Annotated in this window: 25 protein-coding genes; all 25 read right to left on the reverse strand. The window is 65.3% G+C overall.

What is annotated here, in order from left to right:
• Window positions 1–226: 226 nt before the first annotated feature.
• The 25 genes from rplO to rpsL all read right to left on the reverse strand — a co-directional run bounded on the left by rplO (window position 227) and on the right by rpsL (window position 14,805).
• Complete coding sequence (gene rplO, locus RCO28_RS17945; RefSeq protein ID WP_308942143.1) at window positions 227–682, reverse strand: 50S ribosomal protein L15; 456 nt, start codon at window positions 680–682, stop codon at window positions 227–229.
• A 1-nt stretch (window position 683) separates the two neighbouring features.
• A complete protein-coding gene (rpmD, locus tag RCO28_RS17950) occupies window positions 684–866 on the reverse strand; it encodes a 50S ribosomal protein L30 (RefSeq protein ID WP_030567278.1) in 183 nt (60 codons plus the stop codon).
• On the reverse strand, window positions 866–1,474 hold the full coding sequence (rpsE, locus tag RCO28_RS17955) for a 30S ribosomal protein S5 (RefSeq protein ID WP_308942144.1): 609 nt from the start codon (window positions 1,472–1,474) through the stop codon (window positions 866–868). Before rpsE ends, rpmD begins: the two co-directional genes overlap by 1 nt.
• Before the next feature lie 41 nt (window positions 1,475–1,515).
• Window positions 1,516–1,899 carry a 50S ribosomal protein L18 gene (gene rplR, locus RCO28_RS17960; protein WP_308942145.1) on the reverse strand — a complete coding sequence of 128 codons (384 nt, stop codon included), beginning with the start codon at window positions 1,897–1,899 and terminating at the stop codon, window positions 1,516–1,518.
• 3 nt (window positions 1,900–1,902) lie between these two features.
• On the reverse strand, window positions 1,903–2,442 hold the full coding sequence (rplF, locus tag RCO28_RS17965; RefSeq protein WP_308942146.1) for a 50S ribosomal protein L6: 540 nt from the start codon (window positions 2,440–2,442) through the stop codon (window positions 1,903–1,905).
• 24 nt (window positions 2,443–2,466) lie between these two features.
• Complete coding sequence (rpsH, locus tag RCO28_RS17970; protein WP_308942147.1) at window positions 2,467–2,865, reverse strand: 30S ribosomal protein S8; 399 nt, start codon at window positions 2,863–2,865, stop codon at window positions 2,467–2,469.
• 211 nt (window positions 2,866–3,076) lie between these two features.
• Window positions 3,077–3,262, reverse strand: a complete 186-nt coding sequence (locus RCO28_RS17975; RefSeq protein WP_003948630.1) for a type Z 30S ribosomal protein S14 — start codon at window positions 3,260–3,262, stop codon at window positions 3,077–3,079.
• Between the two features lie 5 nt (window positions 3,263–3,267).
• Window positions 3,268–3,825 (reverse strand): 50S ribosomal protein L5, encoded by a 558-nt coding sequence (gene rplE / locus RCO28_RS17980; RefSeq protein ID WP_308942148.1) that lies wholly within the window; start codon window positions 3,823–3,825, stop codon window positions 3,268–3,270.
• A complete protein-coding gene (gene rplX / locus RCO28_RS17985) occupies window positions 3,825–4,148 on the reverse strand; it encodes a 50S ribosomal protein L24 (RefSeq protein ID WP_018543913.1) in 324 nt (107 codons plus the stop codon). Before rplX ends, rplE begins: the two co-directional genes overlap by 1 nt.
• Window positions 4,149–4,150: 2 nt before the next feature.
• The gene (gene rplN, locus RCO28_RS17990) at window positions 4,151–4,519 is read right to left on the reverse strand and encodes a 50S ribosomal protein L14 (RefSeq protein ID WP_093613756.1); all 369 of its coding nucleotides are present in this window, start codon (window positions 4,517–4,519) and stop codon (window positions 4,151–4,153) included.
• Window positions 4,520–4,618: 99 nt separating this feature from the next.
• Window positions 4,619–4,903: a 30S ribosomal protein S17 gene (gene rpsQ / locus RCO28_RS17995; protein WP_018528358.1), complete on the reverse strand. Its 285-nt coding sequence runs from the start codon at window positions 4,901–4,903 to the stop codon at window positions 4,619–4,621.
• On the reverse strand, window positions 4,903–5,127 hold the full coding sequence (gene rpmC / locus RCO28_RS18000; RefSeq protein ID WP_030759371.1) for a 50S ribosomal protein L29: 225 nt from the start codon (window positions 5,125–5,127) through the stop codon (window positions 4,903–4,905). The genes rpsQ and rpmC overlap by 1 nt, the downstream gene beginning before the upstream one ends.
• Complete coding sequence (rplP, locus tag RCO28_RS18005) at window positions 5,127–5,546, reverse strand: 50S ribosomal protein L16 (protein ID WP_282535570.1); 420 nt, start codon at window positions 5,544–5,546, stop codon at window positions 5,127–5,129. Before rplP ends, rpmC begins: the two co-directional genes overlap by 1 nt.
• A gap of 5 nt (window positions 5,547–5,551) precedes the next feature.
• Complete coding sequence (gene rpsC, locus RCO28_RS18010; RefSeq protein WP_308942149.1) at window positions 5,552–6,403, reverse strand: 30S ribosomal protein S3; 852 nt, start codon at window positions 6,401–6,403, stop codon at window positions 5,552–5,554.
• Window positions 6,403–6,750 (reverse strand): 50S ribosomal protein L22, encoded by a 348-nt coding sequence (gene rplV, locus RCO28_RS18015; protein WP_004571827.1) that lies wholly within the window; start codon window positions 6,748–6,750, stop codon window positions 6,403–6,405. The genes rpsC and rplV overlap by 1 nt, the downstream gene beginning before the upstream one ends.
• A 44-nt stretch (window positions 6,751–6,794) precedes the next feature.
• Window positions 6,795–7,076, reverse strand: coding sequence for a 30S ribosomal protein S19 (rpsS, locus tag RCO28_RS18020; RefSeq protein ID WP_282511172.1), 282 nt, complete (start codon window positions 7,074–7,076; stop codon window positions 6,795–6,797).
• 12 nt (window positions 7,077–7,088) lie between these two features.
• A complete protein-coding gene (rplB, locus tag RCO28_RS18025) occupies window positions 7,089–7,925 on the reverse strand; it encodes a 50S ribosomal protein L2 (protein ID WP_161692948.1) in 837 nt (278 codons plus the stop codon).
• 38 nt (window positions 7,926–7,963) lie between these two features.
• Window positions 7,964–8,284 (reverse strand): 50S ribosomal protein L23, encoded by a 321-nt coding sequence (rplW, locus tag RCO28_RS18030; protein WP_308942150.1) that lies wholly within the window; start codon window positions 8,282–8,284, stop codon window positions 7,964–7,966.
• Window positions 8,284–8,934, reverse strand: coding sequence for a 50S ribosomal protein L4 (rplD, locus tag RCO28_RS18035; RefSeq protein WP_308942151.1), 651 nt, complete (start codon window positions 8,932–8,934; stop codon window positions 8,284–8,286). The genes rplW and rplD overlap by 1 nt, the downstream gene beginning before the upstream one ends.
• Window positions 8,935–8,942: 8 nt before the next feature.
• Window positions 8,943–9,587 (reverse strand): 50S ribosomal protein L3, encoded by a 645-nt coding sequence (gene rplC, locus RCO28_RS18040; protein WP_308942152.1) that lies wholly within the window; start codon window positions 9,585–9,587, stop codon window positions 8,943–8,945.
• 17 nt (window positions 9,588–9,604) lie between these two features.
• The gene (gene rpsJ, locus RCO28_RS18045; RefSeq protein ID WP_003948644.1) at window positions 9,605–9,913 is read right to left on the reverse strand and encodes a 30S ribosomal protein S10; all 309 of its coding nucleotides are present in this window, start codon (window positions 9,911–9,913) and stop codon (window positions 9,605–9,607) included.
• Between the two features lie 534 nt (window positions 9,914–10,447).
• Window positions 10,448–11,641 (reverse strand): elongation factor Tu, encoded by a 1,194-nt coding sequence (gene tuf, locus RCO28_RS18050; protein WP_308942153.1) that lies wholly within the window; start codon window positions 11,639–11,641, stop codon window positions 10,448–10,450.
• Window positions 11,642–11,794: 153 nt separating this feature from the next.
• Window positions 11,795–13,921 (reverse strand): elongation factor G, encoded by a 2,127-nt coding sequence (gene fusA, locus RCO28_RS18055; protein ID WP_308942154.1) that lies wholly within the window; start codon window positions 13,919–13,921, stop codon window positions 11,795–11,797.
• 39 nt (window positions 13,922–13,960) lie between these two features.
• The gene (gene rpsG / locus RCO28_RS18060) at window positions 13,961–14,431 is read right to left on the reverse strand and encodes a 30S ribosomal protein S7 (RefSeq protein WP_161692954.1); all 471 of its coding nucleotides are present in this window, start codon (window positions 14,429–14,431) and stop codon (window positions 13,961–13,963) included.
• Window positions 14,432–14,433: 2 nt separating this feature from the next.
• Window positions 14,434–14,805 carry a 30S ribosomal protein S12 gene (rpsL, locus tag RCO28_RS18065; protein ID WP_007265893.1) on the reverse strand — a complete coding sequence of 124 codons (372 nt, stop codon included), beginning with the start codon at window positions 14,803–14,805 and terminating at the stop codon, window positions 14,434–14,436.
• Window positions 14,806–14,839: the final 34 nt, after the last annotated feature.

Genomic DNA, 14,839 nt, shown 5'->3' on the forward strand with positions numbered 1-14,839 from the left:
TGCGACCCCCGCGCTACTGCGTCAGAGGTGACGGTCTTGAGGATCGACAAATACGTTTCAGGGCAAGAACCGCGCGGTGAGCCGTAAGCAGACCGCCCGGAAAGTAGCAAGTGCACGCCACCTTACCGGCGTACGTGCCCCCCTTGGAACGACCAACCGGGGATGCCCCATTTGTGAGGCATCCCCGGTGGGATCGTTCAAGTCATCGCGACCTCGTCTGAGTTACTCAGACGAGCTCGGTGACGGTACCGCCCGCGGCGGTGATCTTCTCCTTGGCGGAGCTGGAGACGGCGTCGACCGTCACCTGCAGCGCCACGGAGACCTCGCCCTGGCCCAGGACCTTGACGAGGCTGTTCTTGCGAACGGCACCCTTGGCCACGAGGCCCTCGACGGTGACCTCTCCACCCTCGGGGTAGAGCGCGGCCAGCTTGTCGAGGTTCACGACCTGGAACTCGGTCTTGAACGGGTTCTTGAAGCCCTTCAGCTTCGGGAGGCGCATGTGGAGGGGCATCTGGCCACCCTCGAAGCGCTCCGGAACCTGGTAACGGGCCTTCGTGCCCTTGGTACCACGACCGGCCGTCTTACCCTTCGACGCCTCACCACGACCAACACGGGTCTTGGCGGTCTTGGCGCCGGGGGCCGGACGGAGGTTGTGGACCTTCAGCGGGTTCTGCTCCGCCATGTCAGTCGACCTCCTCGACCGTCACGAGGTGGCGGACGGTCTGCACCATGCCGCGGAACTCGGGGCGGTCCTCCTTGACGACCTGCGTGTTGATGCCCTTGAGACCAAGGGAGCGCAGGGTGTCACGGTGGTTCTGCTTGCTGCCGATGTACGACTTCGTCTGCGTGATCTTGAGCTGTGCCATTACGCAGCACCAGCCCCGGCACGTGCACGAAGCAGAGCCGCAGGCGCGACGTCCTCGAGCGGCAGACCACGGCGAGCCGCGATCTCCTCGGGACGCTGCAGACCCCTCAGGGCCTCCACGGTCGCGTGCACGATGTTGATCGCGTTCGACGAACCGAGCGACTTCGACAGGATGTCGTGAACGCCGGCGCACTCGAGCACCGCACGCACCGGGCCACCGGCGATAACACCGGTACCGGGGGAAGCAGGCTTGAGCAGGACGACGCCCGCAGCCTTCTCGCCCGTGATCGGGTGCGGGATGGTGCCCTGGATACGGGGGACCTTGAAGAAGTGCTTCTTGGCCTCCTCAACACCCTTGGCGATGGCGGCCGGCACCTCCTTGGCCTTGCCGTAACCGACACCCACGGTGCCGTCACCATCGCCCACCACGACCAGCGCGGTGAAGCTGAAGCGACGACCACCCTTCACAACCTTGGCGACGCGGTTGATCGCGACAACGCGCTCAACGTACGCGGTCTTCTCGGCGGCAGCAGCGCCACCGTCGCGACCCTTCCGGTCCCGCCGCTCGCCGCCACCGGCACCGCCACCGCGGCGCTGGGGTCCAGCCATTGGAATTACCTCTCTCTGTTTCCGCTAGCTACGGAACCGGCTCAGAACTTCAGGCCGGCTTCGCGGGCGGCGTCCGCCAGGGCGGCGATGCGCCCGGCGTACTGGTTACCACCACGGTCGAACACGACGGTCTCGACACCGGCGGCCTTGGCGCGCTCGGCAACCAGGGCGCCGACGGACTTGGCCTGCGCGGACTTGTCGCCCTCGCCACCGCGGATCGAAACGTCCAGGGTCGAAGCGGACGCGAGGGTGTGACCCTTCACGTCGTCGATGACCTGGGCGACGATGTTGCGGTTCGAGCGGGTGACGACCAGGCGCGGACGCTCCGCCGTACCGGAGATGCTCTTCCGGATACGGATGTGGCGACGCTTGATGGCAGCACGCTTGTAAGCGTCGCCCTTCAGGATCTTCTGCCCGTATGCCATGGCTTACTTACCCGCCTTTCCGACCTTGCGGCGGATAACTTCGCCCTCGTACTTGACGCCCTTGGCCTTGTACGGGTCGGGCTTGCGCAGCTTGCGGATGTTGGCCGCAACCTCGCCGACCTTCTGCTTGTCGATGCCCTCGACCGAGAACTTGGTCGGCGACTCGACCTTGAACGAGATGCCCTCGGGCGCCTCGATCAGGATCGGGTGGCTGTAGCCGAGCGAGAACTCCAGGTTGGAGCCCTTCGCCAGGACGCGGTAACCGACACCGCTGATCTCGAGCTTCTTCACGTAACCCTGGGTCACGCCGGTGATCATGTTCGCCACCAGCGTGCGGGACAGGCCGTGCAGGGCCTTGTTCTGACGCTCGTCGTTGGGGCGGGTGACGTTCAGGACGCCGTCCTCACCCTTGGCGATCTCGATCGGCGACACAACGGTGTGGGTCAGCGAGCCCTTGGGGCCCTTGACCTGGACCGACTGGCCGTCGATGGTGACGTCCACTCCGGCGGGAACCGTGATGGGGAGCTTGCCAATACGCGACATAGCTGTTTCCTCCGTTCCCTTCCGTTACCAGACGTAGGCGAGAACTTCTCCGCCTACGCCCTTCTTGCCTGCCTGCTGGCCGGTCAGGAGACCGTGCGACGTGGAGATGATCGCCACGCCGAGGCCGCCGAGGACCTTCGGCAGGTTGGTGGACTTCGCGTAAACCCGGAGACCGGGCTTGGAGATCCGCTTGATGCCCGCGATGGAGCGCTCACGGTTCGGGCCGAACTTCAGCTCGAGGACGAGGTTCTTGCCGACCTCGGCGTCCTCGACCTTCCAGCCCGTGATGAAGCCCTCCTGCTGGAGGATCTCCGCGATGTGCGACTTGATCTTGGAGTGCGGCATCGACACCTGGTCGTGATATGCCGAGTTCGCGTTCCGCAGACGCGTAAGCATGTCTGCGATCGGATCAGTCATGGTCATGAATTGGCCTTCGGCCTCTCTCACCGGGGTTTCCTGTATGCGCCATCCCTCTCCCCACTCAGAGGCAGGACGGGTGCGGCGCGGGGACCTACGGCGTAGTAAGTCGGTCAGGGCGGCAGAGCGCCCAACCCTCCTAGCCTAAGCCATGGAGAGAAGGGCCTCTGCCGACCCTTTGCTTACCGAGAGATCCGGGCAATCCCCAACTGGGGAATTACCAGGAGCTCTTGGTCACGCCCGGCAGCTCGCCACGGTGAGCCATCTCACGGAGGCACACGCGGCACAGGCCGAACTTGCGGTACACGGAGTGCGGGCGGCCGCAGCGCTGGCAGCGGGTGTAGCCACGCACACCGAACTTGGGCTTACGAGCAGCCTTGGCAATGAGAGCCTTCTTCGCCATCTCGCTCACGCCTCCTTGAACGGGAAGCCGAGGTGACGCAGAAGGGCACGGCCCTCGTCGTCGTTGGTCGCCGTGGTGACCACGGTGATGTCCATACCCCGGACGCGGTCGATCTTGTCCTGGTCGATCTCGTGGAACATGACCTGCTCCGTGAGACCGAAGGTGTAGTTGCCACGGCCGTCGAACTGCTTGGGGGACAGACCACGGAAGTCGCGGATGCGCGGAAGCGCGAGCGACAGGGTGCGGTCCAGGAACTCCCACATGCGGTCGCCACGGAGCGTGACGTGGGCACCGATCGGCTGACCCTCGCGCAGCTTGAACTGCGCGATGGACTTGCGGGCCTTGGTGACGGCCGGCTTCTGACCGGTGATCGTGGTGAGGTCCTTGATGGCACCCTCGATCAGCTTGGAGTCGCGGGCGGCGTCGCCCACACCCATGTTGACCACGATCTTGACGAGGCCGGGAACCTGCATGACGTTCTCGTACTTGAACTCGTCACGCAGCTTGCCCGCGATCTCCTCGCGGTACTTCGTCTTGAGACGCGGAGTGGTGGTGGTCGTCATCAGATGTCCTCACCCGTCCGCTTGGCAACGCGGATCTTGTTGCCCTCGTCGTCGAAGCGGTAACCGACGCGCGTGACGACCTTGTTGCCGTCCTTCTCCACGACCAGCTGGACGTTGGAGACGTGGATCGGGGCCTCGGTCGTGACGATGCCACCGGCCTGAGAGCCGGAGGCCGTGGGGCCGGCCTTGGTGTGCTTCTTGACCCGGTTGACACCCTCGACCAGGACACGCTCGTCGCGCGGGTAAGCGGCAATGACCTTGCCCTGCTTGCCCTTGTCCTTACCGGTGATGACCTGTACCAGGTCGCCCTTCTTGATCTTCATGCTTACAGCACCTCCGGCGCGAGCGAGATGATCTTCATGAACTTCTTCTCGCGCAGCTCACGGCCGACGGGGCCGAAGATACGGGTGCCGCGAGGGTCGCCGTCGTTCTTCAGAATGACGGCGGCGTTCTCGTCGAAGCGGATGTACGAGCCGTCCGGACGGCGGCGCTCCTTGACGGTGCGAACGATGACGGCCTTGACGACGTCACCCTTCTTCACGTTGCCACCGGGGATCGCGTCCTTGACGGTGGCGACGATGACGTCACCGATGCCCGCGTAGCGGCGACCCGAGCCACCGAGAACACGGATGCAAAGGATTTCCTTCGCACCAGTGTTGTCGGCGACCTTGAGTCGCGACTCCTGCTGGATCACGTCTATCTCCTGTTTGTCTGCCGGTTCCCCCGGGGCAGTTCAGCGAACTGCCCCGGGAGCCTGGCGGAACGAACTCCGAGGGGGATGCCCCTCGGAGAATTACTTGGCCTTCTCGAGGATCTCGACGATGCGCCAGCGCTTGGTCGCCGACAGCGGACGCGTCTCCATCAGGAGGACGCGGTCGCCGACGCCGGCAGCGTTCTGCTCGTCGTGCGCCTTGAGCTTGTTCGTACGGCGGATGACCTTGCCGTACAGCGCGTGCTTGACGCGGTCCTCGACAGCGACGACGACGGTCTTGTCCATCTTGTCGCTGACGACGAGACCCTCACGGGTCTTGCGGAAGCCGCGGGCGGCAGTCTCTTCAGTCACAGTCTTCTCGCTCATCAGGCGTTCTCCACCGTCTCGATGCCGAGCTCACGCTCACGCATGAGGGTGTAGATACGGGCGATGTCCTTGCGGACGGCCTTGAGCCGGCCGTGGTTCTCGAGCTGCCCGGTCGCCGCCTGGAAGCGGAGGTTGAACAGCTCTTCCTTGGCCTCACGAAGCTTGGCGACAAGCTCCTCGTTGCCGAGCTCACGGAGCTCGGACGCCTTGGTACCGGCCGACATCACACTTCACCTGCCTCGCGCTTAACGATCCTGCACTTCATCGGCAGCTTGTGCGCCGCACGAGTCAGCGCCTCGCGCGCGATCTTCTCGTTGGGGTACGACAGCTCGAACATGACGCGTCCGGGCTTGACGTTGGCGACCCACCACTCCGGCGAACCCTTACCGGAACCCATGCGGGTCTCGGCAGGCTTCTTGGTGAGGGGGCGGTCCGGGTAGATGTTGATCCAGACCTTGCCGCCACGCTTGATGTGACGGGTCATCGCGATACGAGCGGCCTCGATCTGACGGTTCGTCACGTAGGCCGGGGTGAGCGCCTGGATGCCGTACTCGCCGAACGCAACCTGCGTACCACCCTTGGACATACCGCTGCGCTTCGGGTGGTGCTGCTTGCGGTGCTTGACCCTACGGGGGATCAGCATTTCGGTCAGGCCTCCGTTCCGGTGCTCTCAGCAGCCGGAGCGGCAGCGGCAGGAGCGTCGGCCTTGGGGGCCTCGGCGGTCTGCTGCTGGCCCTGGGCCCCCTGCTGCTGCGGCTTACGACCGCGACCGCCACGCTCGCCACCGCGGCCACCACGGGCCGGGCGGTCGTTGCCACCACGGGCCGGACGGTTACCGGCGCGGGCAGCGGCGTTCTCGGCGCGGACCTCGGCGATGTTCTTGACGTCGCCCTTGTAGATCCAGACCTTCACGCCGATGCGGCCGAAGGTCGTCTTGGCCTCGAAGAAGCCGTAGTCGACGTTCGCGCGGAGCGTGTGCAGGGGCACACGGCCCTCGCGGTAGAACTCCGAGCGCGACATCTCGGCGCCGCCGAGACGTCCGCCGCACTGGATCTTGATGCCCTTGGCGCCGGCCTTCATCGTGCCCTGCATGCTCTTACGCATGGCGCGACGGAAGGAGACGCGGGAGGACAGCTGCTCGGCAACGGCCTGGGCCACGAGCTGCGCATCGGTCTCGGGGCTCTTGACCTCGAGGATGTTCAGCTGGACCTGCTTGCCGGTGAGCTTCTCGAGGTCACCGCGGATGCGGTCGGCCTCGGCGCCACGGCGGCCGATGACGATGCCCGGACGGGCGGTGTGGATGTCCACGCGGACACGGTCACGGGTGCGCTCGATCTCAACCTTCGAGATGCCGGCGCGCTCCATGCCGGACGTCATCATCCGACGGATGGCGACGTCTTCCTTGACGTAGTCCTTGTACAGCTTGTCGGCGTACCAACGCGACTTGAAGTCGGTCGTGACACCGAGCCGGAACCCGTGCGGGTTTACCTTCTGGCCCATTACCGGGTTCCTTCCTTGCTGCTGACGACCACGGTGATGTGGCTGGTCCGCTTGCGGATCCGGTAGGCACGGCCCTGGGCACGCGGACGGAACCGCTTCAGGGTCGGGCCCTCGTCGACGTACGCCTCGCTGATGACCAGCGAAGAGGCGTCGGTGTGGTCGTAGTTGTGCGCGGCGTTGGCGATGGCGCTGTCAAGCACCTTGCCGACCGGCACGGACGCGGCCTGCGGGGCGAAACGCAGGACCGCCTGGGCCTCCGTGGCATCCATGCCACGGATGAGGTCCACCACGCGGCGGGCCTTCATGGGCGTGACGCGGATGTACCGCGCCTGGGCCCTGGCTTCCATGGTTGTCCCTTCGGTGTTCTTCATCAGTCTCTGCACCCGCCTCGTCAGCGACGCTTCGACTTGCGGTCGTCCTTGACGTGGCCGCGGAAGGTGCGGGTCGGCGCAAACTCGCCGAGCTTGTGGCCGACCATCGACTCGGTGACGAACACCGGGATGTGGGTCTTGCCGTTGTGCACCGCGAGCGTGTGGCCGAGCATGGCCGGCACGATCATGGAGCGTCGGGACCAGGTCTTGATGACGTTCTTGGAACCAGCTTCGTTCTGTACGTCCACCTTCTTGATCAGGTGGTCGTCGACGAAGGGCCCCTTCTTCAGGCTACGAGGCATCTCAACCCGTCCTTAGCGCTTCTTGTTCGTCTTGCGGCGGCGGACGATGTACTTGTTCGACGCCTTCTTGGGCGAACGAGTACGGCCTTCCTTCTTGCCCCAGGGCGAGACCGGGTGGCGACCACCGGAGGTCTTGCCCTCACCACCACCGTGCGGGTGGTCAACCGGGTTCATCACGACACCACGAACGGTGGGTCGGACGCCCAGCCAGCGCTTACGGCCGGCCTTACCCCAGTTGATGTTCGACTGCTCGGCGTTGCCGACCTCGCCAATCGTGGCGCGGCAGCGGACGTCGACCAGGCGGATCTCTCCGGACGGCATGCGGAGGTGGGCCATCGAGCCCTCCTTCGCAAGCAGCTGCACGGAGGCACCCGCGGAACGGGCGAACTTCGCGCCACCACCGGGACGGAGCTCGATCGCGTGGATCGTGGTACCGACCGGGATGTTGCGGAGCGCCAGGTTGTTACCGGGCTTGATGTCGGCGCCGGGGCCGTTCTCGATCCGGTCGCCCTGGTTCAGGCCACGCGGAGCGATGATGTAGCGCTTCTCGCCGTCTGCGTAGTGCAGCAGCGCGATGCGCGCGGTGCGGTTGGGGTCGTACTCGATGTGCGCGACCTTCGCCGGCACGCCGTCCTTGTCGTGACGACGGAAGTCGATCACTCGGTAGGCGCGCTTGTGGCCACCGCCCTGGTGGCGGACGGTCACACGACCGGAATTGTTACGGCCGCCCTTGCTGTGCAGCGGGCGGACCAGCGACTTCTCCGGCGTGGACCGCGTGACCTCGACGAAGTCGGCGACGGAGGAGCCACGGCGGCCCGGCGTCGTCGGCTTGTACTTGCGGATTCCCATTTCTCAGTCCTCGTCCGATATCGGACCAGGGCACTCCGTTAGGAGGCCTGGCCGAAGATGTCGATACGGTCGCCCTCGGCGAGGGTCACGATGGCCCGCTTGGTGTCGGCACGCTTGCCGAAACCGGTGCGGGTGCGCTTCCGCTTGCCCTGACGGTTGATCGTGTTGACCCCGGTGACCTTGACCGAGAAGACCGCCTCGACGGCCTGCTTGATCTGGGTCTTGTTGGAGCCAGGCGCGACGATGAACGTGTACTTGTTCTCGTCGAGCAGCGCGTAGCTCTTCTCCGAAACAACCGGCTTGACGAGGACGTCGCGCGGGTCGGTGAAGGTCTTGCTGGTGACGGTGGCCTCAGACATCAGGCCTCGCTCCCTTCGGTCTCAGCGGCCTTGGGGCCAGCGACGAAGGAGTCGAAGGCGGCCTTGGTGAAGACCACGTCGTCCGAGACGAGCACGTCGTACGTGTTCAGCTGGCCCGGCTCCAGGATGTGCACCTGGGGCAGGTTGCGGGCGGACAGCAGGGCCTTCTCGTCCTCGCGGGTGACGACCAGGAGCAGGTTCTTGCGCTCCGAGATCTTGCCCAGGAGGGTCTTGGCGCCCTTGGTGGAGATGTCGCCCTCGACCACGTCGGACACGACGTGGATGCGGTCGTGACGCGCCCGGTCGGTGAGGGCACCGCGCAGGGCGGCGGCCTTCATCTTCTTCGGGGTGCGCTGCGAGTAGTCACGCGGCACGGGGCCGTGGACCACGCCACCGCCGGCGAACTGCGGCGCACGGGTCGAACCCTGGCGCGCGCGGCCGGTGCCCTTCTGGCGGTAAGGCTTACGGCCACCGCCGCGGACCTCGGCGCGAGTCTTGGTCTTGTGCGTGCCCTGGCGGGCAGCGGCCAGCTGCGCGACAACAACCTGGTGGATCAGCGGAATGCTGACCTTGGCGTCGAAGATCTCCGCAGGGAGTTCGACGGACCCGGCCTTGTCGCCAACCGGCGAAAGGATGTCAATGGTGCTCATCGGTTACCTCAGGCCCCCTTGGCCGCGGTACGGACCAGGACGAGGCCGCCGTTCGGACCAGGAACCGCGCCCTTGATGAGCAGCAGACCCTTCTCCGCGTCAACGGCGTGGACGGTCAGGTTCTGGGTGGTGACCCGCTCGTTGCCCATGCGACCGGCCATCCGCATGCCCTTGAAGACACGACCGGGGGTGGCGCAGCCACCGATGGAACCGGGCATACGGTGCACACGGTGGGCACCGTGGGACGCCTTGCCACCCTTGAAGTTGTGGCGCTTCATGACACCGGCGAAGCCCTTGCCCTTGGTCTTGCCCGTGACGTCAACCTTGACGCCGGACTCGAAGACCTCGGCAGTGATCTCCTGGCCGAGCGTGTACTCGCTGGCGTCGGAGGTACGGAGCTCCACCAGGTGGCGGCGCGGGGTCACGTCGGCCTTGGCGAAGTGGCCCTTGAGGGGCTTGTTCACCTTGCGAGGGTCGATCTCGCCGAAGGCGATCTGGACCGACTCGTAGCCGTCGGTGTCATTCGTACGGACCTGGGTCACGACGTTCGGGCCGGCCTTGACGACGGTGACGGGGACAACGCGGTTGTTGTCGTCCCACACCTGAGTCATGCCGAGCTTCTCGCCCAGGATGCCCTTGATCTGCTTAGCCATTCTCGATCACCGGGCCCTTAGAGCTTGATCTCGATGTCGACACCGGCCGGAAGGTCGAGTCGCATCAGAGAGTCAACGGTCTTGGGCGTCGGGTCGAGAATGTCGATCAGGCGCTTGTGCGTGCGCATCTCGAAGTGCTCGCGCGAGTCCTTGTACTTGTGCGGCGACTTGATGACGCAGTACACGTTCTTCTCGGTAGGCAGCGGCACCGGGCCCGCGACCGACGCACCAGTACGCGTCACCGTCTCGACGATCTTCTTCGCCGAGGAGTCGATGACTTCGTGGTCGTAGGCCTTGAGCCGGATGCGGATCTTCTGTCCCGCCATGGCTACTTAGTAGTCCTGTCTCTCGTAACGCTCTGGAACCCGGCAGCTTCCACTCTTCTCCGACCCACGCGGTCGGGCGTGTCGCAACCTCGCTGACACGGATCTCCCGAAGGAAAATTCCCTGCTAGGGGGTGCGGGCCCGAAGACCGCGGCCGAGGAAGACTGTGCTGTTCACCAGCCTGGCCACCGGATGCCTGGCCGAGGCACCCCGCTGACACTTCCCGGAAGATTCCCGTACGTCCGCTCCAGCGCTGCCTCACGGCAGTTGGGGCGACGAGTACTGTGGGACTCGCTTCCGGTCCTCCCGGCGGGAGGCGCGCAGCATCGGCACTCAACCGAGCAACCTGGACAGTGTGCCATATGGGTCGCACCGGGCGCCAATCGGGGCCCGGAAGCGTACCCCTCGAAGAGGTCTTGTCAAACCCGGCGCCCCGCCGAACAGTTGAAGAACGGCCGAAGCCCCCGTACGCAACAGGCGTACGGGGGCTTCGACTTGAGCTGTAGCTCCAAGGAGCTACCAGGTCAGAGCATCAATTACTTGATGATCTTGGTGACCTGGCCGGCGCCCACGGTCCGGCCACCCTCACGGATGGCGAACTTCAGGCCCTCCTCCATGGCGACGGGCTGGATGAGGTTGACCGTCATCTCAGTGTTGTCGCCGGGCATGACCATCTCGGTGCCCTCGGGGAGCTCCACAACACCGGTCACGTCAGTCGTACGGAAGTAGAACTGGGGACGGTAGTTGTTGAAGAACGGCGTGTGACGGCCACCCTCGTCCTTGGACAGGATGTACGCCTGGGCCTCGAACTCGGTGTGCGGGGTGACCGAGCCCGGCTTGATGATGACCTGGCCGCGCTCGACGTCCTCGCGCTTGATGCCACGGAGGAGCAGACCGACGTTCTCACCGGCCTGGCCCTCGTCGAGCAGCTTGCGGAACATCTCGATGCCGGTGACCGTGGTGGTGGTCTTCTCCTGCTTGATGCCCACGATGTCAACGGTCTCGTTGACCTTGAGGACACCACGCTCGATACGACCGGTGACGACGGTGCCACGACCGGTGATCGTGAAGACGTCCTCGATCGGCATCAGGAACGGCTTGTCGACGTCGCGCTCGGGCTGCGGGATCGACTCGTCGACGGCCTTCATGAGCTCAAGGATGGAGTTGCCCCACTCCTTGTCGCCCTCGAGGGCCTTGAGCGCCGAGACCTTGACGACCGGCAGGTCGTCGCCCGGGAACTCGTACTCGGAGAGGAGCTCACGGACCTCGAGCTCGACGAGCTCCAGGATCTCCTCGTCGTCCACCATGTCGGCCTTGTTCAGGGCGACGACGATGTACGGAACGCCGACCTGGCGGGCCAGGAGCACGTGCTCCTTGGTCTGCGGCATCGGGCCGTCGGTAGCGGCGACCACGAGGATGGCGCCGTCCATCTGCGCGGCACCCGTGATCATGTTCTTGATGTAGTCCGCGTGACCCGGGCAGTCGACGTGGGCGTAGTGACGCGCCTCGGTCTGGTACTCGACGTGCGCGATGGAGATGGTGATACCGCGCTGGCGCTCCTCGGGAGCCTTGTCGATCTGGTCGAAGGCCGAGGCCTCGTTCAGGTCCGGGTACGCGTCGTGCAGCACCTTGGTAATGGCGGCCGTGAGGGTCGTCTTACCGTGGTCAATGTGACCGATGGTGCCGATGTTGACGTGCGGCTTAGTCCGCTCGAACTTCGCCTTCGCCACTGGGTCCTCCTGTGGAGTGGTTCTGGTACGCCTTACTCATCGGCGCCAGGTGATCTTTGCTGGGATGCCGGGGCCCGGGGCACTCCGTCACGGAATCGGACGGAATGCCCCAGCAGGCTCCGGTGACAAGCCTAAAGCGTGAACTCGGGTGAGTTACTCGCCCTTGGCCTTCGCGATGATCTCCTCGGCGACGTTCCGGGGAACCTCGGCGTAGGAGTCGAACTGCATCGAGTAGCTTGCGCGACCCGAGGTCTTGCTGCGGAGGTCGCCGACGTAGCCGAACATCTCCGAAAGGGGCACGAGGCCCTTCACGACGCGAGCGCCGGCGCGCTCCTCCATGGCCTGGATGTTGCCACGGCGGGAGTTGATGTCGCCGATGACCTCACCCATGTAGTCCTCGGGCGTGGTGACCTCGACGGCCATCATCGGCTCGAGCAGCACGGGGCTGGCCTTGCGCGCGGCCTCCTTGAACGCCTGCGAACCGGCGATCTTGAAGGCGAGCTCGGAGGAGTCGACCTCGTGGTAGGCACCGTCGATGAGCGTGATGCGGACGCCCGTCATCTCGTAGCCCGCCAGGATGCCGAACTGCATGGCCTCCTGCGCACCCGCGTCCACCGAGGGGATGTACTCCTTGGGGATGCGGCCACCGGTGACCTTGTTGACGAACTCGTACGACGAGTCGCCGCCCTCGATGGGCTCGATCGCGATCTGGACCTTCGCGAACTGACCGGTACCACCGGTCTGCTTCTTGTGCGTGAAGTCCACGCGCTCGACGGCCTTGCGGATCGTCTCGCGGTACGCGACCTGCGGCTTGCCGACGTTGGCCTCGACCTTGAACTCCCGCTTCATGCGGTCGACCAGGACGTCGAGGTGGAGCTCGCCCATACCACCGATGATGGTCTGGCCGGTCTCCTCGTCCGAGTGCACCTGGAAGGAGGGGTCCTCCTCCGCGAGACGCTGGATGGCGACACCCAGCTTCTCCTGGTCACCCTTGGACTTGGGCTCGATCGCGACCTGGATCACCGGCGCCGGGAAGTCCATGGACTCCAGGATGACCGGGTTCTTGTCGTCGCACAGCGTCTCACCGGTGGTGGTCTGCTTCAGGCCCATGACGGCGACGATGTCACCGGCGCCCACCGACGCGATCTCCTCACGCTTGTTCGCGTGCATGCGGTAGATCTTGCCGATGCGCTCCTTCTTGCCCTTGACGGAGTTCAGCACCGCGGTGCCGGCCTCCAGGCGACCCGAGTAAACCCGGATGAAGGTGAGCTTGCCGAGGTGCGGGTCGCTCGCGATCTTGAACGCGAGGGCCGACAGCGGCTCGGAGTCGGACGGCTTGCGCTCGATGACCTTCTCCGCGTCCTTGACGTCCTGGCCCTCGACGGCCTCGACGTCCAGCGGGGAAGGCAGGTAGCGCACGACCGCGTCGAGCAGGGGCTGAACGCCCTTGTTCTTGAACGCGGTGCCGCAGAACACGGGGGTGACGGTCGTGTCGCCGCCCTTGCCGGAGGCGATGGTGATGCGGCGGACCGCCGCGTACAGCTGCTCCACGGTGGGCTCGGTGCCCTCCAGGTACAGCTCCATCATCTCTTCGTCGTTCTCGGCGACCGTCTCGAGCAGCTTGCCGCGCCACTCGTCGGCGGCCTCGGTGTGCGTCGCCGGGATGTCGATGGTGTCGTAGGCCTCGCCCTTGGCGGCGTCGGCCGACCAGACGTACGCCTTCATCGTCACCAGGTCGACGACGCCCTTGAAGTCAGCCTCCGCGCCGATGGGCAGCTGCATGACGATCGGGGTCGCACCCAGGCGGTCGATGATCATGTCGACGCAGCGGTGGAACTCGGCACCCGTGCGGTCGAGCTTGTTGACGAAGCAGATACGCGGAACGCCGTAGCGGTCCGCCTGACGCCAAACGGTCTCGGACTGGGGCTCGACGCCGGCCACGCCGTCGAACACGGTCACAGCGCCATCCAGCACACGCAGGGAGCGCTCCACCTCGACGGTGAAGTCGACGTGCCCCGGGGTGTCGATGATGTTGATCGTGTGGTCGACGTCCTCGAGCGGCCAGTGGCAGGTGGTGGCAGCAGACGTGATCGTGATGCCACGCTCCTGCTCCTGCTCCATCCAGTCCATCGTGGCGGCGCCGTCGTGGACCTCACCGATCTTGTACGAGACGCCGGTGTAGAACAGGATCCGCTCGGTGGTGGTCGTCTTGCCCGCGTCGATGTGGGCCATGATGCCGATGTTGCGCACCTTGGCCAGGTCAAGCGAAGTGGTAGCCATATCGGCTCAGTCTTCTCTCGGTCTCGATGTGGGTTGCGACTACCAGCGGTAGTGCGCGAAGGCCTTGTTGGACTCGGCCATCTTGTGCGTGTCCTCGCGCTTCTTCACGGCTGCGCCGAGGCCGTTGGAGGCGTCGAGCAGCTCGTTCATCAGACGCTCGGTCATCGTCTTCTCGCGACGAGCGCGGGAGTAGCCGACGAGCCAGCGGAGCGCGAGGGTGTTGGCGCGGCCGGGCTTGACCTCGATCGGCACCTGGTAGGTCGCGCCACCGACACGGCGGGACTTGACCTCGAGGGTGGGCTTGATGTTCTCAAGCGCACGCTTCAGGGTGATGACCGGGTCGTTGCTGGTCTTCTCGCGCAGGCCCTCCATGGCGCCGTACACGATGCGCTCGGCGGTGGAGCGCTTGCCGTTCAGCAGCACCTTGTTGATGAGCGACGTCACCAGAGGAGAACCGTAGACCGGGTCGATGATGACCGGGCGCTTCGGGGCGGGGCCCTTACGAGGCATTTCTACTTCTCCTTCTTGGCGCCGTAGCGGCTGCGGGCCTGCTTGCGGTTCTTGACCGCCTGGGTGTCGAGCGCACCACGGATGATCTTGTAGCGAACACCCGGCAGGTCCTTCACACGACCGCCACGCACGAGCACGATGGAGTGCTCCTGCAGGTTGTGCCCCTCACCCGGGATGTACGCCGTGACCTCGATGCCGGAGGTCAGACGCACACGCGCGACCTTCCGGAGCGCCGAGTTCGGCTTCTTCGGGGTGGTGGTGAACACACGCGTGCAGACGCCACGACGCTGAGGCGAGGCCTCAAGAGCCGGGGTCTTGGTCTTCTCGACCTTGTCCTGCCGGCCCTTCCGGACCAGCTGCTGGATCGTAGGCACTACTTCTCCGGTTTCTGTGTGCCGTATGAGTAAA

Origin of the sequence: Streptomyces sp. LHD-70, assembly GCF_031157275.1 — a bacterium.
Lineage (GTDB): Bacteria > Actinomycetota > Actinomycetes > Streptomycetales > Streptomycetaceae > Streptomyces.